The sequence below is a fragment of the Conchiformibius kuhniae DSM 17694 genome (genome assembly GCF_000428785.1).
GTDB lineage: Bacteria > Pseudomonadota > Gammaproteobacteria > Burkholderiales > Neisseriaceae > Conchiformibius > Conchiformibius kuhniae.
This window is the reverse complement of the sequence record NZ_AUAP01000002.1, coordinates 188926-212606: the sequence shown is the minus strand read 5'-3', so window position 1 is coordinate 212606 and position 23681 is coordinate 188926. Positions and strand designations below refer to the sequence as shown.

Here is a 23681-nt window from a genome sequence, read left to right as displayed (position 1 = left end):
TTGATGGCACGCCCTTAAGCCAATTCCGCCAACAATTTGGCAAACGCTTCTTCAAACTGCTTCAGCCCGTCCGTCTGCAAACGCGCCGCCAATGCGTCCAAATCCGCGCCCGTGTCGCGGACTTGCGCCAACACCTCCGCCGCTTCGTCCGTGTTTTCCGTTAAAGCCGCACGCGCCGTGCCGTGTTCGGTAAAGGCGGCCAGCGTGGCATCGGGAACGGTGTTTACCGTGTGTTCGCCAATCAATTCATCGACATACAGCGTGGCGGGATAGGCGGGATTTTTCACGCCCGTTGATGCCCACAACAGGCGCGGCGGGTTCGCGCCCCGCGCCCGCAACTCCGACCATTCCGGCGCAGCCGTGTGGTGCTGCCAATCGCGGTAGGCGGTTTTCGCCAGCGCGATGGCGGTTTTGCCGCGCAGGGCTTCGGGCAACTGCGCGTCCAGCGCGGCATCAATGCGCGAAATAAAAAAGCTGGCGACCATTTGCACGCCGTCCGCAGGCAGCCCTGCCGCCAAACGTGCGGCGATGCCTTCGCGGTAGGCGGTGCAGGCGCGGCGGATTTGTTCGTGTGCAAACAGCAGGGTAACGTTGATGCTGATGCCCGCTTGCGCCAATTCGCGCACGGCGGCGATACCCGCTTCGGTGGCGGGGATTTTCATCATGGCGTTGGGGCGGTCAATCGCGGTGTGTAGGCGTTGCGCGTCCGCCACCGTGCCGCCCGCATCGTGCGCCAGTTCGGGCGACACTTCCAAGCTCACCCAACCGCCCTGCCCGCCGCTTGCCTCAAATTCGGGACGCAACAAATCGCAAGCAGCCCGAACGTCCGCCACGGCAAGGGTTTCGTAAATTTCAACGGCGGTTTTGCCCTGTGCTTTGAGCGCGGCGATGTCGGCGGCGTAGAGCGGGTCGGTGGCGAAGGCTTTTTGGAAAATGGCGGGGTTGGAAGTAACGCCGCTTACGCCTTGCGCCAGCCAGTCGGCAAGCGTGCCTTGTTGCAGCAGCGAACGGGACAGGTTGTCCAACCAGATGTGTTGTCCGAGTTTTTTTACTTCGGCTAAAATGCTCATGGTGTTGCCTTGAAATGTGTGGTTAAAGGGTGGAATGCTAGCGTGTTTTGGCGGGTTTGAACAGGGTGGCGGACGGCTTTACGGTTTGCCCTGCGGCTTGGGCGGCATCGCTTCGGCGCACACGGGCGTTTGCCGCACCGCCGCATAATAAGCGCGGCATTCGGCAGAAAACTGCGCCCGCAAACCGGCATAATGCGGCGGCGTCATCAGCGCCGCGCCGTAAACGGGATATTTGGTCGGATAATAGCGGTACATCTGCCGCAACCAGTCGGCGGCGGCTTCGCGTTCGCCCGCGCGGTAGGCGAGCAACGCCCATTTGTGCGCGTTGGCGTAGGGGCGGTAGTGCGCCGACAACCGCGCTTCCTGCGCCCACGCGGGCAGATGGTCGGCGGCGGTGTCCACATGGTTGAGCAAATTCATGTGCGCGTAATAACGCCACATCGGTTCGGTACGCGCCAGATACAGCAGTTTGACGATTTTTTCGCTTTTGGCAACGGCATCGCGGCTGCCTGAAGCGGCGTGGCGCAAATCGTTATAAGCAACACCCAGCCGCACGATGCCGAATATCACAATGATGGCCGCCGCCACCGCCGCCCAAAACCAGCCCGCCGCCAAAGCCCGCGTTTCCCGTTGCGGCGCGGGCATCATGCCGACAAACACCGTAAACGCAGTCAGAAAATAAACATACCAAAGCGGATATTCCAACAGGCTGTGCACCAGCGACACGCTCATCGCCGCCAACAAAAACAGCGAAGCGGCGTTTTTGCGGACAAACGCCGTGCGCACGCACCACGCCAGCCCGCCGAACACCAAGCCCGTGCCGACCGCGCCCATTTCCGCCAACAGGTTCAACACACCGTTGTGGCTGTGGGTGAACAACACGTTTTGGTCGTATTGGCGGAAACCTTTGGCATACACGGCGGGGTCGGCGAGAAAACCTTGCAGCGCGTAGCTGCCCCAGCCGTGTCCGAACCACGGTGCGGTTTGGAAAATCTGCCATGCTTTACGGCTTTCGTAGTCGCGTCCCGACTGTCCGAAGCTGTGGTTGCCCAAACGTTCCGCCGCGCTTTCCACGCTGCCTGAACCGAACAACTGCAAAAGCGGTTCAAGCGCGAATTGCAGCACCGCCAACACCGCCAACGCCAGCGCGACAATCCGCACCGCCCGTTTCGCAGCCGCGCCCGCCCACAGCCGCCACAATAATGCCAACACCGCCAAGGCGATAAAATACGCCAATACAGACCGCGAACCGGTCAGCGCCATCGCCCCGCCCAGCCAGCACCACACCGCCAACGCGCCCCACCACGCCATGCGCCGCGCCGTCCACAAATACGCCGCCGCCAACGCGCCCCACATCAGGTAATGCCCGAAATGGTTGCGCTGCCCGAGCTGTCCTTCCACGATGCCGGCGCGGTACATCAGCCAAGGTTTGAAATGCGCGGCGTGTCCGGTGTATTGCAGCCAGCCCACCGCCGCTTGCAGGCAGCATGCCGCCACCAACACCCACGCCAACACCGCCGCCGCCCGTTCCTGTCCCGCATCGCGCACCCACGCACGGCACGTCCACACGCCGAATGCCAAGACGACAAACGTCCACGCGACCATATCGCTCAAGCCGACATAGTCCAACTTCATCAGCCGCGCCTGCGCCGCCCAAAACACCGCCAACAGCAGCAGCCACCACGTTGCGGCGGGCGGCGCAGATTTCAGTTTTCCCGCCGCCGCCGTTGCCGTGAACCACACCAGCACGCCCAGCAGCGACATGGCTTCCAAAAAAAACGCCGACTGCGGGCCGGTGCGAATCAGGCTTAAAAACGGTAGCGCCATCGTCAGGGCAAGCCCGACCCACAAGGGCAGCAGCGACAGTTTGAACACGGATTGGGGCGAATCAGACATGGTGTTTGGATTTGAATTGGTAAAGATAACGCAGGCACAGCACGAAAAACGCCGTTGCCGCCGCCGTTTGCAGCGCGGCGAAATACAGGCTGCCTGCAGGCGCATCAAACAGGCGCATCACGCCTTCGGCAAAATAAGGCAGCACCAGCATGGAGCAGTATTGGTAGGTGTAAACGCGGCCGCGCCAAATGCCGCGCAGGGGCAGACACAGGGGCAGCAGCTTCAGCAGCAGCAGCCAGCGTCCGGTGTGGAGCGGCACGGCGATGCCGTCCCACAGCAGGGTCAGCGCAATCAGGGCGCACCAGCAGGCGGCGGCGGGGCGGTGGGAAAGGGGTTTCATAAACGGTAGCGCACCAGCGAAAACAAACGGCACATTATACGCGAAAAAATATTCGGGCAAGCCCGTGAAGCTGCCCGATTGGTGTCATGCGTACCATTATTTTTTGCCGCGAAAACCGCGAATCTGCCGCCACGCCGACCACACTGTCGATGCCCCGCCCAACACCAGCAGCAAAATCACCGGCACCACCAACAGCTTGGGGAAAAACCACAACAACAGCCCCGCCGCCAACAGCATCGCGCCCAAGCCCAAATACGCATACGCTTCTTTTTCATCAACAATTTTTTCGCCGTAGAAATTGCCCTCAAACGCGTGCGACAAGCGCAAAAACTGCCGCGCCACCGCCTGCGCCTGTTGGCGGCTGCGGATTTTCAACTGCGAAAAACCCAGCTTGCGCCGCTCGGCGGCGACGGCGCGTTCTTCATCGTTCAACACGATTTCGGTGGCATTGTCCAAATCGCGCAAAAACTGCACTTCCAACTGCTCCGCCAACTCCGTGTCTTCCAGCACCACGTCCAATTCGCGGTTGAAATGCCAACTGGCGAAATTCAGATTGGTCGAGCCGATACGCGCCCAACGCCCGTCCGCCACCGCGCTTTTGGCGTGAATCATCGTGCCGTTCCACTCAAACACGCGCACGCCCGCATGCAGCAGCTCGCGGTAACGGGTGCGCGACACGCGGGCAATCCACGCAATATCCGATGTTTGCGGCACGAGAATCCGCACGTCCACCCCGTCTGCGGCGGCGTTGATTAAGGCTTGGGTGTACAGGCGCGTGGGCATGAAATAGGCATCGGTAAGCCACAAACGGCGTTCTGCCAGCGCGATGGCGTTCAAATCCACGCGCATCATATTGTTGTTGTTCGGCGTGGTCGCCACGATGCCCGCACGCACGCTGCCTGAAACCGCCGCCGTGTCCGCCGTAATGTGTTCGGGCAAGGCGCGTCCCTGCGATTGCAGCGTGTCGGCAAACGCGCTTATCAAATCCGCCACCGCCGCACCGCGCAACAGCAAGCCCGTGTCGCGCCAAGCGGCGGCGTTTTTGGCGGGATTGCCCTCCCACGCGGCGGAAATGCACAAACCGCTTACAAATGCCGTATGTCCATCAATAATAATGGATTTGCGGTGATTGCGCGAAATCAGCCCGATGCCCCGCGCAAAACCGAGCGGATTGTACGGCACGGCAAGCCCGCCCGCTTCGCGCAGGGGACGGAAAACGTTTTTCAGCGATGCGCCGATGCTGCCCACCCAGTCGTACACCAGCGCGACATACACGCCCGCGCGGGCTTTTTCCACCAGCAAATCAAGGATTTTTCTGCCAAACGCGTCATCGGCGAAAATATACATTTCAATCAGGATAAAGCGTTCCGCCTTTGCCAGCACGTCCAACCATTCGGGGAAGTTTTCGCAACTGTCGTGCAGCAGGCGCACTTGGTTGCCCGCGCGGATTTCGCCGCCGCCGGAACGGATTTGCAGTTGTTCAATCAGTTGCTTGGTTTTGCTCATAAGTATCTGTTTGGTAAAAATTAAAGTGTGGCACAAACGATAATGCCGCCCAGCCCCGCGCTCGCCGACAAATGGAAAATCTGCCACGCATCGCCACTGTGCAGGTAATACGACAGCACGGGAAAATCGGCGGCAATGCGCGGCGGCAGGGTTTCAAGCGTGTATTCGTCTATGCCGAACAACACATTATGCGGAAAAAAGCCACTAAAGGCAAAATCCGCCACACAGGAAAATTCACGGTCGGGAAAGCCTTCAAAACCGAGAATCAAACGGTCTTCATCGGGCAGATGGCGCACGGACAACAGGCGGGCGTTTTGGTGGGTACGGTTCATAATCAGCTCATGATATTAAAGAGAAAACTGCCTGAAATCTATTCTCAGGCAGCCGCGTCAAACAGCACTCAAATCCGCAAAATGCGCTCGCCGCGCCCGATGCCCGCCGCACCGGTACGCACCGTTTCCAAAATCAAACCTTTGGGCAGAATTTCCAAAAAGCTGTCCAGTTTTTCGGAAGTCCCCGTGATTTCAACGGTGTAGGATTTATCGCTCACGTCCACCACCTGCCCGCGATAAATATCGGCAAGGCGCAGGATTTCATCGCGGTCTTTGCCCAACGCCCGCACTTTCACCAGCATCAGCTCGCGCTCCACGAAACGGCTTTCGTTCAAATCCACCACTTTCACCACTTCAATCAACTTGTTAAGCTGTTTGGTGATTTGCTCCAAAGCGGCATCGTCGCCGCGCGTTACAATGGTCATGCGCGACAAAGTCGGGTCTTCGGTCGCGGCAACCGCCAAAGAATCAATATTGTAGTCGCGGGCGGAAAACAGCCCCACCACGCGGCTCATCGCGCCGGAACGGTTTTCCATCAAAACGGATAAAATATGTCGCATTATGGCACGCTCCTTGTGTCGTAATCGCGGTCGTTCACATCGTTTACATCGGAATCGGCTTTGCGCTCGCGCATATGCGGCGGCAGCACCATTTCGTCCAAACCTTTGCCGTTGCCCACCATCGGGAACACGTTTTGTTTGCGGTCGGTGATAAAGTCCATGAAAACAAAGCGGTCTTTCAGCGACAAGGCTTCGCGCAACGCGCCCTCCACATCGGCGGGACGTTCAATCCGCATACCGACATGACCGTAGGCTTCAGCCAGCTTGACGAAATCGGGCAGCGAATCAAAATAGGTTTCCGACTCGCGGTTGCTGTAATACAGCTCCTGCCATTGGCGCACCATGCCCAAATAGCCGTTATTCAAACAAATGATTTTCAAAGGAAGTTTGTATTGCAAACAGGTTGCCATTTCCTGAATGTTCATCTGAATCGAGCCTTCGCCGGTGATGCAGCACACGTCTTTGGACGGGTCGGCAAGATACGCACCCATCGCATACGGCAAGCCCACGCCCATCGTGCCGAGTCCGCCCGAATTGAGCCATTGGCGCGGGCGCAAAAACGGATAATACTGCGCGGCAAACATTTGGTGCTGACCCACATCTGAAGTGATAATCGCCTGATTTTCCGTGATTTCAGCCAGCGTTTTCACCACCTGCTGCGGCAAAATCACGTCTTGGCGCGGTTCAAACCACAGGCATTGGCGGCTGCGCCAGCTTTCAATTTTCTGCCACCATTTTTCCAGCGCGGCGGCGTTCAGCAGCAATTCCTGTTTTTTCCACAGGTTCAGCATTTCCGCCAACACGTTTTTCACATCGCCGACAATCGGCACGTTCACTTTCACGCGCTTGGCGATGCTGGACGGGTCAATGTCAATGTGAATGATTTTTTTCGGACTTTCGGCAAATTTGGACGGCACGGACACCACGCGGTCGTCAAAACGCGCTCCTACCGCCACAATCACATCGGCGTTTTGCATCGCCAAATTCGCTTCGTAAGTGCCGTGCATGCCCGGCATGCCGAGCCATTGGCGGTCATCGGACGGATAGCCGCCCAAACCCATCAGCGTGCCGGTGCAGGGTACGCCTAAAGTTTTTACAAAATCAATCAGTTCGGGCGATGCGTTGCCCAGCACCACGCCGCCGCCGAAATACACCAAAGGACGTTTCGCCGCCGCCAGCATTTGCACGGCTTTTTTCATCTGCCCCATGTGCCCGTGAGTAACCGGTTGATAGGAACGGATAAAAATATCTTCTTGCGGATAGCTGAATTTGGCGGTGGCTTGGGTAACGTCTTTGGCGATGTCCACCACCACCGGGCCCGGCCGTCCGCTTCGGGCGATTTGGAAGGCTTTTTTGATGGTAACCGCCAAATCGGCAATGTCGGTAACCAAGAAATTGTGCTTGACGCAAGGTCGGGAAATGCCAACCATATCAATTTCTTGGAATGCGTCCGTGCCAATCATGGGCGAGCCGACCTGCCCCGAAATCACCACAATGGGAACGGAATCGGTGTAGGCGGTGGCGATGCCGGTGATGGCGTTGGTTGCGCCCGGCCCCGATGTAACCAGCGCCACGCCCACTTTGCCGCTCACCCGCGCATAGGCATCGGCGGCGTGGACGGCTGCCTGTTCGTGGCGCGTCAAAATGTGTTCAAATTTATGCAGTTGGTAAATGGCATCGTAGATTTCCAGAACCGCTCCGCCCGGATATCCGAAAACGTATTCCACGTTTTCGGCCTTAAGACTGTGCACGATGATTTGTGCGCCTGAAATTTGCATGACAACCTCTTGTGTTGGCGCGAAAGCACTGACGCGGAAGATTTGCGCGGCGGGTGTATCGGTAATACGGCACGTGCGGACGGCGGTTTCGGGTACGCGAAGCACACGGGCGGGGCAGCAGCAAATCCGGCGCGGCAAGGCTTTGACGCTGGGTTTGTAAATGTTTGCCGGTTTGGCTCAACACGCAGCACCACACGCGGCACCGCGAAAAGAAGCGGGCAAAGATAACCCAATCCGTGTAAACGCGCAAGGGTTTTTTTGACATTTCTTTACACAAACAAACGGGTTTGGCACAACATACCCAAGCCGCTACGTATCATCAATTAACCGAACAAATACCGCGCCGTCATTCCCGCGCCGGCGGGAATCCAAAACAAATTTCAAAAAGCATTGATAAAACATCGCCTGCCACAAACATCAGACAGTGGATTCCCGCCTGCGCGGGAATGACGGCATTTTTGTATTATGCTGATTTATAGTAGCAAAGTTTAATTGATGACACACCCTAAACCCAATCAAAACGCATAACCCGCTTTCAGCCGTTCCATGCCGTTAGAACGCCCCGAAGCATCAAGATTTTTAGCAGAAAACTGCTAAAATGCAATTTTTAGCAGTTACATCTGTTACAAATGAACGCCATGCCCGAACTTGTCGAACTCAAAAGCAACCATCTGCATTTTCGCGGACGCGCCTTGCCCATTACCACCCCCAAACGCGCCGCCCTGTTTTTCAACCTGCTTTTTCGCGCCCACCGCAGCCAAACCGTTTTGCACAGTGCCGAGCTGGTGCGGCAGATACGTTTGCAGCAAGCTGATTTCGTGTTGCACCGCACCCAAATCAAACGCTTTTTCGACTGCTGGGCAAAGTGTCGGGACGAATTGGGCATTCCCACCGACATCGCCCACCTGCCCCACCAAAAACACACAGGCCCGTGGTGGCTGTCGGCGCACCGCCCCTGCCTGTTCGCGCCCGACGACGGCAACGCCACGCCCGCAGTGGCGGAACGCTTTTTCAGCGACGGCGCGGGCTTGTCCTTAAGCGCATACCTGTCGCGCCTGTGCGGATTTTTGAATATTTGGGTGAGGGCAGACATGCACTTCAAAATGGGCATGGTGCAAGAAGCCGAACAAGGCTTGGCAGATTTGTGCAACAACGCACAATGGCGTTTGAGCAGGACATTGTCGGTGGTAACGGCGTTGCGCCACATGTGGATTTTGCGTAACAGCAACCGTTCCGAACAGGCAAAACAGGTATTGGTGCGCGTGTTGAACGAAAGCCGTATCAGCCCCGAAAGCCGCATCGGACGCTTGCTGCAACTGCATTCGGTGTGGCTGGACTACGAAACCGCCGAATTGGCACGCATTCCCCTGCTGCGCAGCAATATGCCCCCGCCCGTTTGCGGCGGCGACGGCGACATGACGATGCTGATGGAATGGCACAATCTGTATGCGCTGCTGTTGAAATGGGAGGTGTACGCATGCTCCGTGCCGCAACGGGCAGAATTGCACGGGCGCATTTTGCGCCACCATTATGAATCGTTTTTTTATGCATTGTGCATCAATGATTTGTACCGTTTGCACAATTTTATGTTTAATCTTGCCGATTATTTGAACAAGGCGAAAAATGTCGGGATAGACGTTCCCGCCCAAGCGATTTTGTCGTGCTATCTGCTGATTTTTGCTTTGGAAGAATGCGGCGGGCACAAGGAGCATGCTTCTTGGGGCAGAATCACGTTTGCCGAATTTTGTTTGAGCCATGCCGATGCGGTCGGCAATTTGCCGGCGCAGTGGTCTGACGACATGAATCCGATGAACCGCGCATTTTACCGCCATTTGTCGGAAAAGGTGGAACAATACGGCACGGCGCGGGAACAGGCGATGTTTTATCTGGTGTATATGCGTTTTTTGCGCCGGCGCGGTGAAGCGGAAGGTGCGTTGTATGCGGGTGTGCATCGGCAGTTGTACGCGCTGTTGGCAGAGCAAAATCATGTGCGCGATTATTTGTTGCGGGAGGGGTATGCTTTGCCGTAGGGCGTGTCATTATTTAAATTTTTCTACTGAAAATCAGTGCAATATAAAAAAATCCGTCATTCCCGCACAGGTGGGAATCCACTGCCCGATGCTTATAAAGCAATGTCTTATCAAGGTTTTTCGTGATTCGACTTGGATTCCCGCCTGCACGGGAATGACGGTGCGGCGTTTTTTCGGCTAATTGATGACACGCCCGAGCCTGCCTTGCAGTGTCATGGCATTATCATTACAATGTAATGGTTCAAAATATGCCGAGGGATGTGATGATGGGTTACAGCAATTTTAATATGCGCCTTGACGACAAGCTGCGTGCCGATGCTTATCCCGTGTTGGAACAATACGGTTTGACGCCCAGTCAGGCGGTGCGGATGTTTTTCAACCAAATTGCCCGCACGGGCAAAGTGCCTTTATCGTTTGATTGGGCGGCTCCCAATGCTGCGACCTTGGCAGCCATTGCGGAATTGGAAAGCGGCGGCGGCAGCACTTACGCGGATGCGGACGAAGCATTACGGGCAATGCGTGCGATGGCGGATGAGGAACATGGGTAAGCCCGTTACCGTCAGCAATCAGTTCAAACGGGATTTGCGGAAACAATATTTGCTGTTGGTTTCGACAGAATGGGCAGAGGTGCTGAATACTTTGGCAAATGACGGGATATTACCCGAGAAATACCGCAATCACCCGCTTAAAGGCAATTATGCGGGCTATTGGGAATGTCATATCCGACCCGATTTGTTGTTAATCTACAAGTCGGGCGATGACGGTTTGTTTTTGGCGCGTTTGGGAACGCATGCGGATTTGTTTTGATTTTTTAATGTGTTGTCAAATACCACCGTTATTCCTACTCAAGCAGGAATAACGGTGGTGTGTTTTTACAGCCCCGACAAACGCGCCGTATCCTGCGCAATCATCAGCTCTTCGTTGGTGGGAATCACCACCGCCACCGCGCCGCCCGTGTCTTCGGTAATCACGCCCGCATTGCCGAAACGCGCCGCCAAGTTTTTCTCTTCGTTGAGTTTCAAGCCCAAGAATTCGCAGTAGCCGACCACTTTGGCACGCACCAGCGCGGAGTTTTCGCCGATGCCGCCGGTGAACACCAGCGCGTCCAAACCGCCCGCCGCCACCGCCATGGACGCAACGTATTTCGCCAAGCGGTAGGCAAAAATTTCCAATGCCAACAATGCGCCTTCGTGTCCTTTGGCGGCTTCTTCCTCGATGGTGCGGCAGTCGTTGGACAATTCGGAAATGCCGAGCAAACCGCTTTGTTTGTTGAGCAAATCGGTGATTTCCTGAATGCCCAAGCCGGTGTTGTCCGCCAAGAAAGAGAACACGCTGGGGTCAAGGTCGCCGGAGCGCGTACCCATCACCAAGCCTTCAAGCGGGGTCAAGCCCATGCTGGTGTCTTGCGATTCGCCGTTTTTGATGGCGGCCACAGACGCGCCGTTGCCCAAATGCGCGATAACCATGCGCAGGCTGTTTTTGTCTTTGCCGAGAAAACGCGCGGCTTCATCGGCAACGAAACGGTAACTCGTGCCGTGAAAACCATAGCGGCGCAGGCTGAAATCGCGGTAAAAACGGCGCGGAATGGCGTAGGTGTAGGCGTGGGCGGGCATGGTTTGGTGGAACGCCGTGTCAAACACCGCCACATTCGGCAGCCCTTTGAAAATGTCTTGCGCGGCGCGGATACCCAGCAGGTTGGCGGGGTTGTGCAGGGGCGCGAGCGGAATGCATTTTTCAACGGCAGCAAGCACTTGCTCGTCAATCAGCACGGATTCGCTGTAGGCTTCGCCGCCGCTCACCACGCGGTGTCCGACCGCACCGATGCGGCTGTCCAAGCCGTGTTTTTGCAATTCCGCCAGCAATGCGCCCACCGCGCCGGTGTGGTTAGGCTGTGCCGCCAGCGATACTTGTTCTTTTTCACCGTTGATTTTAAAGGTGATAAACGCATCGGACAGGTTGAGTTTTTCCGCCAGACAGCTCAACAGCACTTCGCCGCTCGCGCTGTCCAACACCGCGCCTTTGAGCGAGGAGCTGCCGCAGTTCAAAACCAGAATCAGTTTGTCGGACATATTTTGTTCCTTTGTTTGAAATGGAAAAAATGCTTTCAGGCAGCGTGTGCGTTCACGGCGGGCTGCCTGAAAGCCGTTACCGCGCCGTCATGCCCGCATTCTCGGGAATGACGGTGCGGCGGTTTTCAGCGAAATAAATAAAACGCCCTAAACTTTTTTGCCTTTGGCAAGCACCACGCCGACTACCAGCCCCGCCAGCGCGGGCAGCACCCAGCCCAAGCCGGAGGCGTAAAGCGGCAGCGCGGTTTTCAATGCGCCGTCAATCCGCATCACCAAGCCGTCTTCCGCGCCGCCCAGCATGCCGTGCAAAGTGCGCCAGCCGTCCAGCAGCGCAATCACGGCGGTCGCGCCGATGGTGCAGGCGTAAACGATGCGGTGTCCGCCGAACACATTGTGCAAAAACGCCAAAGCGATAATCGCTACCGTAAGCGGATACAGCAGCATCAGCACGGGAATGGAAAACTTGATAATCGCGCTCAAGCCGAAGTTGGCAATCACCAGCGACACCAGCGTAAACACCGTTACCAATGCCTGATAAGACATTTTCGGCAGCAGGCGGTTGAAATACTCGGCGCAGGCGGTAATCAAGCCCACCGATGTGGACAAACACGCCAAAAACACAATCACTGCCAGCAGCACTTTGCCCGTGCCGCCGAAGTAGTGTTCCGCGCTCTTGGACAACACCGCCGCGCCGCTTTCCTGCATGCCGATGGCCGCCACGCCGGTCGCGCCCATATAGGCGATAAACACGTACACCACCGCCAAACACGCCGCCGCCACCATGCCCGCACGCGCGGTCAGGCTCAACACCTGTTTTTTGTCGGACACGCCCATCGCGTACACCGCCTCAATCACGATGATGGCAAACACCAGCGAAGCGAGCGCGTCCATCGTTTCGTAGCCGTCCAAAATGCCTTTGGTCAGTGCGCCCTGCGCGTAGGCTTCGGCAGGAGCGGGCGGCGCGCCCGCCGGTGCGAATGCGGCATAGCCCACCAGCACGGTAATCGCCACCAGCAGCACGGGCGTTAAAATTTTGCCGATGCGGTCCACCAGCTTGCCGGGCGACAGCGACAGCCAGTACGACAGCGCGAAAAACACGATGGAAAACGCCACCAAAGCACCGCTTTTGCCGCTATCGGACACCTCGCCCAAAAACGGCACCACGCCGATTTCAAACGACACCGTTGCCGTGCGCGGAATGGCAAACAAAGGCCCGATGGACAAATACAAGGCCACCGCAAACGCCACGCCGTACCAAGGCGCCACCCGCGAAGCCAAATCCTGCACGTCCCGCGAACCGGAGTAACCCACCGCAATCACGCCGAGCAGGGGCAAACCCGCGCCCGTGAGCAGAAAACCCGTCATCGCGGTAAAAACATTGCTGCCCGCCTGTTGCCCCATCGCGGCGGGAAAAATCAGGTTGCCCGCCCCGAAAAACAGGGCGAACAGCATCAGCCCCGTTGCCACGAAAGCCGATTTGTGCGCATTGCCGTTCATGCCGTATTCCTTTCTGTTGGAAACCCCGCTTCCGAAGCGGGAAAAATGGTTCAGCCCAAACGTTCCGTTTCATGCAATCCGAAACGGAACGCCGTCCGAATATAGCAGAGTTTTTTAAGGAGACCAAGCGTTTTGTAAACAAAGTGTAAAAAAACGGCAAGACACTTGCCCGCACCTGCGCTGCCGTCATTATCGTTTATAATCGGGCGCATTTTTCACCCGATGTGCGCGGACACGCACCGCGCACCTGCTTGCTGCCGTTTTTCGGGCAGCCTGAAACAGAAAGTTCATAATATGAAACCCACCATCGCTCTGGTCGGCCGCCCCAATGTCGGCAAATCCACCTTATTCAACCGCTTAACACGCAGCAAAGACGCACTCGTCCACGACCTGCCCGGACTCACCCGCGACCGCCATTACGGACACGGCCGCGTAGGCAGCAAACCCTATCTGGTGGTGGACACCGGCGGTTTTGAACCCGTTGTCGATAGCGGCATTTTGCACGAAATGGCGCGGCAAACCCTGCAAGCGATTGACGAAGCCGATGCCGTCATCTTTTTGACGGACGCGCGTACCGGTCTGACCCCGCAGGACAAAATCATCGCCGACCGCCTGCGCCAAAGCCCGCGCCCCGTGTTTTTGGCGGTGAACAAAGGCGAAGGCGGCAACCGCGCCGTACTCGCGGCGGAGTTTTACGAACTGGCGTTGGGCGAACCGTATGTGGTTTCGGGCGCACACGGAGACGGCATTTACGCGCTGATGGAAGAAGTGTTGGCGCACTTTCCCGATGCGGAAGAAGAAGTTGCCGCGCCCAAACACCCCGTGTTCGCCGTGATTGGCCGTCCGAACGTGGGCAAATCCACGCTGGTAAACGCCGTGTTGGGCGAAGAACGCGTGATTGCCTTTGATATGGCGGGAACGACCCGCGACAGCATTCACATTGATTTTGAACGGGACGGCAAACCGTTTACCATCATCGACACGGCGGGCGTGCGGCGGCGCGGCAAGGTGTCGGAAGCGGTGGAAAAGTTTTCCGTTATCAAAGCGATGCAGGCCATTGAAGCGGCGAATGTGGCGGTGTTGGTGCTGGACGCGCAGCAGGACATCGCCGACCAAGATGCCACCATCGCCGGTTTCGCGCTGGAAGCGGGACGGGCGTTGGTGGTGGCGGTGAACAAGTGGGACGGTATCAGCGAAGAGCGGCGCAACGACATCAAGCGCGACATTGCCCGCAAACTGTATTTCCTTGATTTTGCAAAGTTCCACTATGTTTCCGCGCTGAAAGAAAAAGGTATTGACGGGCTGTTTGCCAGCATTCGGTCGGCGTATGCGGCGGCGATGGCAAAGCTGTCCACGCCGAAAATCACCCGCGTTCTGCAAACCGCGATTGAACGCCAACAGCCGCCGCGTGCCGGTTTGGTACGCCCGAAAATGCGTTACGCGCATCAGGGCGGCATGAATCCGCCGGTGATTGTGATTCACGGCAATTCGCTGCAACACATTCCCGACAGTTATACCCGTTATTTGACGCAAACGTTCCGCAAAGCCTTTGATTTGCAAGGCACGCCTTTGCGGATTCAATACAATGTTTCGGAAAATCCCTACGGGGAAACGGCGGAAAAAACCAAAAACCAAGCGCTTCGGCGCGTGTCTTTGAGCAACCGCATTGCCAAGCGCGAAGGGCGAAAAGACGAAAAAGCGCGTAATAGCGGCGGCAAAAGCAAAAAACGCCAAGTGAGCATTAAGAAAAAGCAAGGGTAACGCCGCACCGTCATTCCCGCGCAGGCGGGAATCCAAGCCGAAGCACGGCAAACCTTGACAAAACATCGCTATGCTTATCTGCCGTCTGGAAAGAAAAATATAAAAAACACCCTTATCATCAGAATGATACGGGTGTTTTTTGTTGCCCTTATCTGCGTAAGCGCAGGGCGTTCCACACCACCAGCAGCGAGCTGAAGCTCATGCCCAGCGCCGCCAGCCAAGGCGTTACCCAACCGCACGCCGCCAAGGGCACGACACAGAAGTTGTAGGCAGTCGCCCACCACAGGTTTTGGCGGATAACGGTTTGGGTGCGCCGCGCTTGGGCGAGCAGTTGCGGCAGCAGCGACAGGTCGTCTTGCAGCAGCAGTACGTCTGCGCCGTCCCGTGCCACGTCGGCGCTGCCGGCAACGGCGGCAGACACGTCTGCTCCTGCCAACACGGGGGCGTCGTTGATGCCGTCGCCGAGCATCAAGACGCGGCAGCCTTGCTGTTGCAGGTGGCGGACGTAGTGCAGTTTGTCTTCGGGTGCAGCATCAGCACGGTAGCGGACGATGCCGGTGTGCCGCGCCGCCGCCGCCACTACCGCTTCGCGGTCGCCGCTCAGCAGGTGGGTGCGTAAGCCTTGTTCGTGCAGTTGTGCCAATACGGCGGCGGCGTCTTCGCGGATTTGGTCTTCCAGCACCAGTGCGGCATGAAAGCCCTGTTCGTTGCCAAGAAACACCAGCGTGCCGTGTTGTGCGGCGAGGGTGCGCCATTCATCGGGCAATGCGCCCGCCCATTGGGCGACAAAATCCGCCCGCCCCAATGCCCACACGCTTTCGCGCCCGTTTACCGATACGGTGGCGGATACGCCACAGCCGATGTGGTTGCGGCGTTCGCGGCAGTGCAGTTCGGCAGAACCCGGCTCGAGCGGCATGGCGGTGATGGCGCGGGCGATGGGGTGTTCGGAATGGCGTTCGAGCAGTTTGGCGATGTGCAGGGCGGCGGGGTCGGCAGTGGCGCAACGCAGGATTTCCGTTACGCGGAAGGCGGCGCGGGTGAGCGTGCCGGTTTTGTCGAACACGACATCGGTAACGGCGGGCAGGGTTTCCAAAACGTGTCCGCGTGTCATCAAGATGCCGTGTTTTGCCAAGCGCCCCGCCGATGCCGCCAAGGCGGCGGGCGTTGCCAGCGACAGGGCGCACGGGCAGGTAATCACCAGCAGCGATACGGTAATCCACAAGGCGGTTGCCGCGTCCGCATACCACCACCAGCCCAGAAAGGTCGGTACCGCCATCACAATCAGTGCGCCGGTAAAGCCCGAAGCGTAGCGTTCCGCCGTTTCCGCCAAGCGCGGTTTCTGGGCAAGGGCGCGGTCGAGCAGCTTGACGATGTGCGCCAAACGGGTGTCGGTGCCGGTTTGGCGCACGCGCACAATCAGGGGGGCGGCGGTGTTGAGCGTGCCGGCGGTTACGCGGTCGCCCGTGCGTTTGGCAACGGGCAGGTTTTCGCCGGTGAGCATGGCTTCGTCCGTTTCGCTTGCGCCTGCCAGCACTTCGCCGTCCGCAGGTATGGTTTCGCCCGCCCGCACCACAATCACGTCGCCCGCTTTCAGGGTGGCAACGGCGGCTTCGCGGCTGCGTTCGTCTGCGGGATAGTCGGGCAAGATGTGGCAAAACGCGGGAATCAGGCGCACCAGCCGCTCTGCCGCATCGCCCGCTTTGTGCCGCGCATTTTGTTCCATAAACCGCCCCGCCAGCAGGAAAAACACAAACATGGCGATGCTTTCAAAATACACGCCCTGCCCCGCGCCGGTAAACAGTGCGTACAGCCCCGCCACAAAGGTCAGCGAAATGGCAATCGCCACCGGCGTGTCCATGCCCGAACGGCGGTTTTTCAAATCGCGCCACGCGCCCTGATAAAACGGTGCGGCGGCGTAGAAAATCGCGGGCAACACCATCACCAACGCGCCCCAATGCAGCGTTTGCAGCAGCGAAGGCTCGATTTGGGCGTCAAAATAGGTCGGCAGGGCAAACATCATCGTTTGCATCGATGCCAAGCCCGCCACCGCAATGCGTACCAGCATTTTGCGGCGTTGGCTGCGGGTGTGCTGTTCCAATTTGCGGGCATCGTAGGGTTCGGCGCTGTAGCCCGTTTGCCGCACCGCCAGCAGGATTTGCGACAAGGGCAGTACATCGTCCCGCCACACGGTGCGGGCGCGTCCGGTGCTGTAGTTCAGCTCCACGCTGACCATGCCGTTCAAACGCAAAAGTTTTTGTTCAATCAGCCACGCGCAGGCAGCGCAGGTCATGCCGCCGAACATCAGCACCGCTTCGCGGCATTGGTCGGGGCGCGTTTCCACAAAGCCCTGCTGCATTTCGGGCAGGTCGTAGAGACGGAGCTGCTCGAGCAATTCGGGCGGCGGCAACGCGGCTTGGGCGGGATTGGCGGTGCGGTGGCGGTAGTAATTGTCCAACCCCGCATCGATGATGCTCTGCGCCACCGCCTGACACCCCAAACAACACACGGGCTGCGCCCGTTCTTGGTAGGCAACGGTCAAATCAAGGCTTGGCGGCACGGGCAAACCGCAATGGAAACAGCTTTGGGAATCGGTCATAAGGGCAATCACAAAACAAAAACAATACGCCCGCACGGGCGCGGACGCATTGTACGCCCAAACGGGCATGACCGGCACGGCGTGCGGCTATCGCGCCGGTATCCACAATTGATGGAACAACTCAAATCACCGCCGCCGGATACGAGCCCGCCACTTTCACAAACGCCGCCCGCTCGCGCAAACCGTCCAAAGCCTGCCGCACCGCCGCATCGTCGCCATGCCCTTCAATATCCACAAAAAACAGATATTCCCACAAACCGTTGCGGCTGGGACGGCTTTCAAACTTGCTCATGGAAATGCCCGCGCGGGTAAACGGCTCCACCAAACGGTTCAACATGCCCGCACGATTGGGCGCACTCACCACCAGCGAAGTCTTGTCGCGGCCGCTCGGCGCGGTGTGCTGATGCCCCAACACCAGAAAACGGGTGGTGTTGTCCGGCTCGTCCTCGATGTTTTCCGCCAGCTTGTGCAAAGCGTAAATTTCCGCCGCCGTCTGCCCCGCCACCGCCGCCGCATCGGGCTGCTCTGCCGCCAACCGCGCCGCTTCCGCATTGCTGGACACCGCCACCCGCCGCACGCTGTCGGACAGGTTTTTGCCCAGCCAATAATGGCATTGCGCCAAAGCCTGCGCGTGCGCGTACACCACCGTGATTCCGTTTAAATCATTGTTTTGACGCAATAAATGATGATGAATCCGCAACACCACTTCGCCGCAAATCTTGAGCGGCGTGGACACCAGCAAATCCAGCGTGCGCCCCACCGAACCTTCGGTGGAATTTTCCACCGGCGCGACCGCATAATCCGCCTGCCGCGCTTCCACCAAACGCAAACTTTCGTCCACCGTGGCGCAGGCGACCGTATGCGCCGCGTGTCCGAAATGCTTTACCGCCGCCTGTTGGGTAAACGTCCCCTGCGGGCCCAAATAGGCAATTGTAAGCGGACGCTCCACCGCCAAACATTCGCTCATCACTTCGCGGAACAGCCGCGCCACCGCTTCATCGGGCAAAGGCCCCGCGTTCAAATCCTGAATGCGCCGCAACACTTGCGCTTCGCGTTCGGGACGGTACACCGCGCCCGTGCCTTTCAGTTCGCCGATGGCGCGGGCGTGGGCGGCGCGGCGGTTGAGCAGTTGCAGGATTTCGCCGTCAATCGCGTCAATGGCTTGGCGGTGCGGCAGCAGTTTTTCGTCAGACATGGCGGTACTCGCTTAAAATCATTCTCCAAGCGGGCGATTTTAACGCATTTTGCCGTTGCGGTACGTTTGCAGGCTGCCTGAAAGCGGACGTTCGCGCCACGCAAACGAAACCAACAAAAAATCATTCGGATTACCGGCGTTTTCGCCTGAAAAACACAGCTCAATTTTACTTGCGGGCAAATACAAGCAAATCCAACCGTTTACGCTGCGGTATTTTTCAAAATCGGCATCATTTTGATTCAGTTCACAGATAAGATTTTGCAAAGTCAGACGTTTCGGCACACGCAAAATCCATGCGTCCAAATCCAAAGCCGTTCCGCCGTCCAAACCATCTGTTTGATTTTGCAAACGGTCGCTGTAAATCATATTCAGGCAGCCATCGGCAAAATAAAACTCCAAATCGCCATATCGCCAAATATCGTTTTTCCGATAAGCAAACGCACTTTCGCCGTGCCAATCAGGGTCGGGGAAATTTGCCAAAATCCATTCCTGTGTTTGACCCAATGCCAAGCAATCAAACTTGCCCGTCAAGAAAAATTCGCGCATATCTATTTGAAGTGGCTTGAGTAATTTCATCAGTTTTATCCTTTGGTTGTCAGCGTGTACAAGCGGCTTTATGATACCGTTTTTTCGGATTTTTGGAAAAACACCATGCCCTGCCCTTTTGCCCTGTTCGGTTTGCCCGAACAATTTTCTGTGGACACCGCCGCTTTGGACACGCGCTACCGCGAATTGGCGGCGCAGTTCCACCCCGACCGCGCCGCCGCCGCGTCCGTTTTTGAACAAAAACAGGCGGTAATGATGAGCGCGGCGGTAAACGAGGCCTACCGCGTGTTGCGCCACCCGCTTGAACGCGCCGCGTATTTGTTGAAAAAACAAAATATTGATGCCGATGCACCCGAACACACGCAGTTTGCGCCCGAATTTTTGATGAAGCAGATGGCGTGGCGCGAACAGCTTGCCGAAGCGGAAACTGCTGCCGAATTATCGGCGTTGCGCGATGAAACCGCCGCCGATTTTGCCGCGCTGCTGGACGAACTTCAGGCAGCTTTCGCCGCCGCGCAATACGATGTGGCGGCGCAACTGTTGCGGCAGGGGCGTTTTATTGACAAGATGATGCGGGAAATCAAAACAAAGTTGCCTGAATAAGGCAGGCACATCCATAAAAAATCCGCATAAAGCCATTGCCTTATGCGGAACAATACATTCGGTTTACAAATCGCCAATCGCCCTGCCCTGCAAAGCGCGTTGGATATTGCGGTCCATGCGGCGGGCGGCAAACGTGTCGGTGGCGTCCGCCAAAGCCTGAATTTTGCCGCGCAACACATCGGCGGCATCGGCGTGCATGCCTTGTTCCAACTCGGCAAGCCGCGCATCAACGGCAGCCCGTTCCGACCCGTCCAACAAATCGCCGTCCAAATCCAAGGCGCCGCGCACCGCCGCCAACAGCCCTTCCGCTTCCACCCGCGCTTCGGCTTGGGCGCGGGCGGCGGCATCGTCTTTGGCATTGGACAAACTGTCCTTTAACATCTGCGTAATCGCCGCATCGTCCAAACCGTAAGACGGCTTCACTTCAATTTGCGCCTGCACGCCGGTGGTCTGCTCCCGCGCCGACACCGACAGCAAGCCGTCCGCATCTACTTGAAAAGTTACGCGAATCCGCGCCGCGCCCGCCACCATCGGCGGAATGCCGCGCAGGGTAAATTTCGCCAAGCTGCGGCAATCCGCCACCAATTCGCGCTCGCCCTGCACCACATGAATGGTCATCGCCGTTTGTCCGTCTTTGAAGGTGGTGAACTCTTGGGCGCGGGCGGTCGGTAAGGTACTGTTGCGCGGAATGATTTTTTCAGCCAGCCCGCCATAGGTTTCCAAGCCCAGCGAAAGCGGGGTAACATCCAACAACAGCCATTCGCCCTCGCGCTTGTTGCCCGCCAGCACGTCTGCCTGCATCGCCGCGCCCAACGCGACTACTTGGTCGGGATTGAGATTGGTGAGCGGCGTTTGTCCGAAAAACGCGGCAACTGCTTGACGCACATGCAACATTCGCGTTGCGCCGCCCACCAAAATCACGCCTTTGACATCGGCTTTGGCGATGTCGGCATCTTGCAAAGCCTGTTTCACCGGCGCAATGGTTTTGGCGACAAGGTGTTGTGTCAGCGCGTGAAATTCGCTGCGGCTGACGGTCGCGTCCACGCACGTACCGTCATGCAGTTCGGCGGTAATCCGCGCTTCCGTGTCTTCGCTCAAACGTTCTTTGGCTTGGCGCACCAAACCCATCAGCAGTTGCACATCGCCTTCATCGGTCAGCGAAAGATTTTGTGTTTCAAGCAGATGACAAAACAAGCGGTGGTCAAAATCATCGCCGCCGAGCGCGGAATCGCCGCCCGTTGCCTTGACTTCAAACAAGCCTTTGGACAAGGACAACACCGACACGTCAAACGTTCCGCCGCCCAAATCGTACACCACAAACGTGCCTTCGGACGCATTGTCCAATCCGTAGGCGATGGCGGCGGCGGTGGGTTCGTTGAGCAGGCGCAACACGTTGATGCCCGCCAAACGCGCCGCATCTTTGGTGGCTTGGCGTTGGGCATCGTCAAAATAAGCAGGCACGGTAATCACCGCGCCGACCAGTTCGCCGCCGAGCGCGGCTTCTGCACGTTGGCGCAAGGTGTGCAAAATGTCCGCCGACACGTCAATCGGGGTTTTCACGCCATGGCGGGTGTGAATGCCGATGATGTGCTCGGACGGGCTGAAGCGGTACGGCAGATGGGCGGTGTCGATGTCGTCCAAAGTGCGCCCAATCAATCGCTTGGCGGAACTGACGGTGTGGGCGGGGTCGCGTTTTTGCATCGCCAATGCCGCCGCGCCGACCGTTTTTTCGCCGTTGTCGGCATAGCGCACCACCGAAGGCAGCGATGCCGCGCCGTCCGCATCGGGCAGACACACCGCCGCGCCGCTTTTGACGGTGGCCACCAAGCTGTTGGTCGTTCCCAAATCAATGCCGACCGCCAAGCGGTGTTGGTGCGGCGCGGCGGACATGCCCGGCTCGGCAATTTGCAAAAGTGCCATAATCTTCCTAAATCACAATCAAAACGCGGCGTATTGTAGCATTGTTGAGCAGTTTTGTCGGAATTGGCAACGCAGGCTGCCTGAAAACAAAAGCCGCCCCGTTTTGCACAGGGCGGCTGTGAGAACTGCTCGGATTATCTTGCTGCGCGGTTGCGCAAATAATCCAAAGTTTTCAATTCGGCGATGGCCGCAGCCAAAGCAGCTTGGGCGCGCGCGCGGGATTCATCGTCTTGCGCTTGGGAAACCGATGCTTCCGCCGCTTTTTTGGCTTCTTCGGCACGCTGTTGGTCCATTTCGGCACTGCGTACCGCCACATCTGCCAACACGGTAATCTTTTTCGGCGAAACTTCCAACACGCCGCCCGCTACCGCCACCAAAACCTCTTCATCGGAATCGGCAGGGATAACGCGCAACGCGCCCGGGCGCACCAAACTCATAATCGGCTCGTGGTGGGGATAAATCCCCAACTCGCCGTTTACGGTCGGCACGACCACAAATTTCGCTTCGCCTGTAAAGATGTGCCGTTCGTTGCTGACCACCTCAACCTGCATGATGCTCATGCCCGCCTCCTTAGCTCAAGGTTTTCGCTTTTTCAACGGCTTCTTCAATACCGCCGACCATGTAGAACGCCTGTTCGGGCAGATGGTCGTACTCGCCGCTCAAAATCGCTTTAAAACCGGCGATGGTGTCGCGCAAGGAAACGTATTTGCCGGGCGAACCGGTAAACACTTCCGCCACGTGGAAAGGCTGCGACAGGAAACGTTGGATTTTACGCGCCCGCATCACGGTCAATTTGTCTTCGTCAGACAACTCGTCCATGCCCAAAATGGCGATGATGTCGCGCAACTCTTTGTATTTTTGCAGGGTGGATTGCACGCCGCGCGCCACATCGTAATGCTCCTGACCCAAAACCATCGGGTCAAGCTGGCGCGAAGTGGAATCCAAGGGGTCCACCGCAGGATAAATACCCAAAGAAGCGATGTCGCGGCTCAATACCACTGTTGCGTCCAAGTGGGCGAACGTGGTGGCGGGAGACGGGTCGGTCAAGTCGTCCGCAGGTACGTAGACTGCCTGAATGGAGGTAATGGAGCCGGTTTGCGTGGAGGTAATGCGCTCTTGCAAACGCCCCATTTCTTCAGCCAGCGTGGGCTGGTAACCCACCGCAGACGGCATACGACCCAACAGCGCGGACACTTCCGTACCCGCCAGCGTGTAGCGGTAGATATTGTCCACAAAGAACAATACATCGCGACCTTTGCCGTTTTCGTCTTTTTCATCACGGAAGTATTCCGCCATAGACAAACCGGTCAATGCCACGCGCAAACGGTTGCCGGGCGGCTCGTTCATCTGACCGTACACCATGGCGACTTTGTCCAATACATTGGAATCTTTCATCTCATGGTAGAAGTCGTTGCCTTCGCGGGTACGCTCGCCCACGCCGGCAAATACGGACAAACCACTGTGCGCTTTGGCGATGTTGTTAATCAACTCCATCATGTTCACGGTTTTGCCCACGCCCGCGCCGCCGAACAAGCCCACTTTACCGCCTTTGGCAAACGGACACAGCAGGTCAATCACCTTGATGCCGGTTTCCAACAATTCGGTTGCGCTGGACAATTCGTCAAATTTCGGCGCGGCTTGGTGAATGGCACGGGTTTCCGCCGCATCAATCGGGCCGGCTTCGTCCACCGGTTTGCCCAAAACGTCCATAATCCGACCCAGCGTGGCTTTGCCCACCGGAACGGTAATCGGCGCACCGGTGTTTTCCACCGCCATGCCGCGTTTCAAACCGTCGCTGCTGCCCATCGCAATGGTACGCACCACGCCGTCACCCAGTTGCTGTTGGACTTCCAAAGTCAAATCAACATCAACCAGCTTCAAAGCATCGTAAACGCGCGGGATTGCATTACGCGGAAATTCCACGTCCACAACGGCACCGATAATTTGTACAATCTTACCTTGGCTCATTATCGTATCCTAAT

The 23681-nt window shown here is 57.5% G+C and carries 21 protein-coding genes; 6 read left to right on the top strand and 15 right to left on the bottom strand.

Annotated elements, in window-relative coordinates; genetic code table 11:
• Positions 1-14: 14 nt before the first annotated feature.
• The 7 genes from tal to ilvB all read right to left on the bottom strand — a co-directional run bounded on the left by tal (position 15) and on the right by ilvB (position 7482).
• Positions 15-1070, bottom strand: coding sequence for a transaldolase (gene tal, locus G392_RS0103265; RefSeq protein WP_027009070.1), 1056 nt, complete (start codon positions 1068-1070; stop codon positions 15-17).
• Positions 1071-1148: 78 nt separating this feature from the next.
• Positions 1149-2966 (bottom strand): PglL family O-oligosaccharyltransferase, encoded by a 1818-nt coding sequence (locus G392_RS11990; RefSeq protein WP_034334284.1) that lies wholly within the window; start codon positions 2964-2966, stop codon positions 1149-1151.
• On the bottom strand, positions 2959-3306 hold the full coding sequence (locus G392_RS0103255; RefSeq protein WP_027009069.1) for a DUF2069 domain-containing protein: 348 nt from the start codon (positions 3304-3306) through the stop codon (positions 2959-2961). Before G392_RS0103255 ends, G392_RS11990 begins: the two co-directional genes overlap by 8 nt.
• Before the next feature lie 96 nt (positions 3307-3402).
• Positions 3403-4812, bottom strand: a complete 1410-nt coding sequence (locus G392_RS0103250) for a phospholipase D-like domain-containing protein (RefSeq protein WP_027009068.1) — start codon at positions 4810-4812, stop codon at positions 3403-3405.
• Between the two features lie 20 nt (positions 4813-4832).
• Complete coding sequence (locus G392_RS0103245; RefSeq protein WP_027009067.1) at positions 4833-5144, bottom strand: hypothetical protein; 312 nt, start codon at positions 5142-5144, stop codon at positions 4833-4835.
• A gap of 68 nt (positions 5145-5212) precedes the next feature.
• On the bottom strand, positions 5213-5704 hold the full coding sequence (gene ilvN / locus G392_RS0103240) for an acetolactate synthase small subunit (protein WP_084165906.1): 492 nt from the start codon (positions 5702-5704) through the stop codon (positions 5213-5215).
• Complete coding sequence (ilvB, locus tag G392_RS0103235) at positions 5704-7482, bottom strand: biosynthetic-type acetolactate synthase large subunit (RefSeq protein ID WP_027009065.1); 1779 nt, start codon at positions 7480-7482, stop codon at positions 5704-5706. Before ilvB ends, ilvN begins: the two co-directional genes overlap by 1 nt.
• 287 nt (positions 7483-7769) lie before the next feature.
• On the opposite strand from ilvB, the gene G392_RS13520 reads away from it, so the two are divergent.
• From G392_RS13520 to G392_RS0103220, 4 genes are all read left to right on the top strand, one after another.
• Entirely contained in the window at positions 7770-7961 is a 192-nt protein-coding gene (locus G392_RS13520; protein WP_156900780.1) for a hypothetical protein, read from the top strand.
• Positions 7962-8120: 159 nt separating this feature from the next.
• On the top strand, positions 8121-9512 hold the full coding sequence (locus G392_RS0103230) for a hypothetical protein (protein WP_156900779.1): 1392 nt from the start codon (positions 8121-8123) through the stop codon (positions 9510-9512).
• Positions 9513-9775: 263 nt separating this feature from the next.
• Complete coding sequence (locus G392_RS0103225) at positions 9776-10060, top strand: type II toxin-antitoxin system RelB/DinJ family antitoxin (protein WP_051255545.1); 285 nt, start codon at positions 9776-9778, stop codon at positions 10058-10060.
• Positions 10053-10319, top strand: a complete 267-nt coding sequence (locus G392_RS0103220; protein WP_027009062.1) for a type II toxin-antitoxin system YafQ family toxin — start codon at positions 10053-10055, stop codon at positions 10317-10319. Before G392_RS0103225 ends, G392_RS0103220 begins: the two co-directional genes overlap by 8 nt.
• A 65-nt stretch (positions 10320-10384) precedes the next feature.
• Here the strand turns inward: G392_RS0103220 and G392_RS0103215 are convergent, their stop codons facing one another.
• Both G392_RS0103215 and brnQ read right to left on the bottom strand, forming a co-directional pair.
• Positions 10385-11581 (bottom strand): acetate kinase, encoded by a 1197-nt coding sequence (locus G392_RS0103215; protein ID WP_027009061.1) that lies wholly within the window; start codon positions 11579-11581, stop codon positions 10385-10387.
• 147 nt (positions 11582-11728) lie between these two features.
• Positions 11729-13078 (bottom strand): branched-chain amino acid transport system II carrier protein, encoded by a 1350-nt coding sequence (gene brnQ / locus G392_RS0103205; protein ID WP_027009060.1) that lies wholly within the window; start codon positions 13076-13078, stop codon positions 11729-11731.
• Positions 13079-13372: 294 nt separating this feature from the next.
• On the opposite strand from brnQ, the gene der reads away from it, so the two are divergent.
• Complete coding sequence (der, locus tag G392_RS0103200) at positions 13373-14839, top strand: ribosome biogenesis GTPase Der (protein ID WP_027009059.1); 1467 nt, start codon at positions 13373-13375, stop codon at positions 14837-14839.
• Between the two features lie 148 nt (positions 14840-14987).
• On the opposite strand, the gene G392_RS0103195 is transcribed toward der, so the two are convergent.
• The 3 genes from G392_RS0103195 to G392_RS12985 all read right to left on the bottom strand — a co-directional run bounded on the left by G392_RS0103195 (position 14988) and on the right by G392_RS12985 (position 19206).
• Positions 14988-17435 carry a heavy metal translocating P-type ATPase gene (locus G392_RS0103195; protein ID WP_027009058.1) on the bottom strand — a complete coding sequence of 816 codons (2448 nt, stop codon included), beginning with the start codon at positions 17433-17435 and terminating at the stop codon, positions 14988-14990.
• 121 nt (positions 17436-17556) lie between these two features.
• Positions 17557-18630, bottom strand: coding sequence for a prephenate dehydratase (pheA, locus tag G392_RS0103190; protein ID WP_027009057.1), 1074 nt, complete (start codon positions 18628-18630; stop codon positions 17557-17559).
• Between the two features lie 39 nt (positions 18631-18669).
• Complete coding sequence (locus tag G392_RS12985) at positions 18670-19206, bottom strand: hypothetical protein (protein ID WP_156900778.1); 537 nt, start codon at positions 19204-19206, stop codon at positions 18670-18672.
• Between the two features lie 75 nt (positions 19207-19281).
• On the opposite strand from G392_RS12985, the gene hscB reads away from it, so the two are divergent.
• On the top strand, positions 19282-19779 hold the full coding sequence (gene hscB, locus G392_RS0103180) for a Fe-S protein assembly co-chaperone HscB (protein WP_027009055.1): 498 nt from the start codon (positions 19282-19284) through the stop codon (positions 19777-19779).
• Positions 19780-19842: 63 nt separating this feature from the next.
• Here hscB and hscA read toward each other — a convergent pair whose 3' ends face one another.
• The 3 genes from hscA to atpD form a co-directional block, all read right to left on the bottom strand.
• On the bottom strand, positions 19843-21699 hold the full coding sequence (gene hscA / locus G392_RS0103175) for a Fe-S protein assembly chaperone HscA (RefSeq protein WP_027009054.1): 1857 nt from the start codon (positions 21697-21699) through the stop codon (positions 19843-19845).
• 134 nt (positions 21700-21833) lie between these two features.
• Positions 21834-22259, bottom strand: a complete 426-nt coding sequence (locus G392_RS0103170; protein ID WP_027009053.1) for a F0F1 ATP synthase subunit epsilon — start codon at positions 22257-22259, stop codon at positions 21834-21836.
• 10 nt (positions 22260-22269) lie between these two features.
• Positions 22270-23667: a F0F1 ATP synthase subunit beta gene (gene atpD / locus G392_RS0103165; protein WP_027009052.1), complete on the bottom strand. Its 1398-nt coding sequence runs from the start codon at positions 23665-23667 to the stop codon at positions 22270-22272.
• Between the last annotated feature and the right edge of the window lie 14 nt (positions 23668-23681).

Coding starts and splice junctions, on each gene's coding strand:
- tal (WP_027009070.1), bottom strand. CDS start 1,070: ATGAGCATTTTAGCCGAAGTAAAAAAACTCGGACAACACATCTGGTTG.
- G392_RS11990 (WP_034334284.1), bottom strand. CDS start 2,966: ATGTCTGATTCGCCCCAATCCGTGTTCAAACTGTCGCTGCTGCCCTTG.
- G392_RS0103255 (WP_027009069.1), bottom strand. CDS start 3,306: ATGAAACCCCTTTCCCACCGCCCCGCCGCCGCCTGCTGGTGCGCCCTG.
- G392_RS0103250 (WP_027009068.1), bottom strand. CDS start 4,812: ATGAGCAAAACCAAGCAACTGATTGAACAACTGCAAATCCGTTCCGGC.
- G392_RS0103245 (WP_027009067.1), bottom strand. CDS start 5,144: ATGAACCGTACCCACCAAAACGCCCGCCTGTTGTCCGTGCGCCATCTG.
- ilvN (WP_084165906.1), bottom strand. CDS start 5,704: ATGCGACATATTTTATCCGTTTTGATGGAAAACCGTTCCGGCGCGATG.
- ilvB (WP_027009065.1), bottom strand. CDS start 7,482: ATGCAAATTTCAGGCGCACAAATCATCGTGCACAGTCTTAAGGCCGAA.
- G392_RS0103230 (WP_156900779.1), top strand. CDS start 8,121: ATGCCCGAACTTGTCGAACTCAAAAGCAACCATCTGCATTTTCGCGGA.
- G392_RS0103225 (WP_051255545.1), top strand. CDS start 9,776: ATGATGGGTTACAGCAATTTTAATATGCGCCTTGACGACAAGCTGCGT.
- G392_RS0103220 (WP_027009062.1), top strand. CDS start 10,053: ATGGGTAAGCCCGTTACCGTCAGCAATCAGTTCAAACGGGATTTGCGG.
- G392_RS0103215 (WP_027009061.1), bottom strand. CDS start 11,581: ATGTCCGACAAACTGATTCTGGTTTTGAACTGCGGCAGCTCCTCGCTC.
- brnQ (WP_027009060.1), bottom strand. CDS start 13,078: ATGAACGGCAATGCGCACAAATCGGCTTTCGTGGCAACGGGGCTGATG.
- der (WP_027009059.1), top strand. CDS start 13,373: ATGAAACCCACCATCGCTCTGGTCGGCCGCCCCAATGTCGGCAAATCC.
- G392_RS0103195 (WP_027009058.1), bottom strand. CDS start 17,435: ATGACCGATTCCCAAAGCTGTTTCCATTGCGGTTTGCCCGTGCCGCCA.
- pheA (WP_027009057.1), bottom strand. CDS start 18,630: ATGTCTGACGAAAAACTGCTGCCGCACCGCCAAGCCATTGACGCGATT.
- G392_RS12985 (WP_156900778.1), bottom strand. CDS start 19,206: ATGAAATTACTCAAGCCACTTCAAATAGATATGCGCGAATTTTTCTTG.
- hscB (WP_027009055.1), top strand. CDS start 19,282: ATGCCCTGCCCTTTTGCCCTGTTCGGTTTGCCCGAACAATTTTCTGTG.
- hscA (WP_027009054.1), bottom strand. CDS start 21,699: ATGGCACTTTTGCAAATTGCCGAGCCGGGCATGTCCGCCGCGCCGCAC.
- G392_RS0103170 (WP_027009053.1), bottom strand. CDS start 22,259: ATGAGCATCATGCAGGTTGAGGTGGTCAGCAACGAACGGCACATCTTT.
- atpD (WP_027009052.1), bottom strand. CDS start 23,667: ATGAGCCAAGGTAAGATTGTACAAATTATCGGTGCCGTTGTGGACGTG.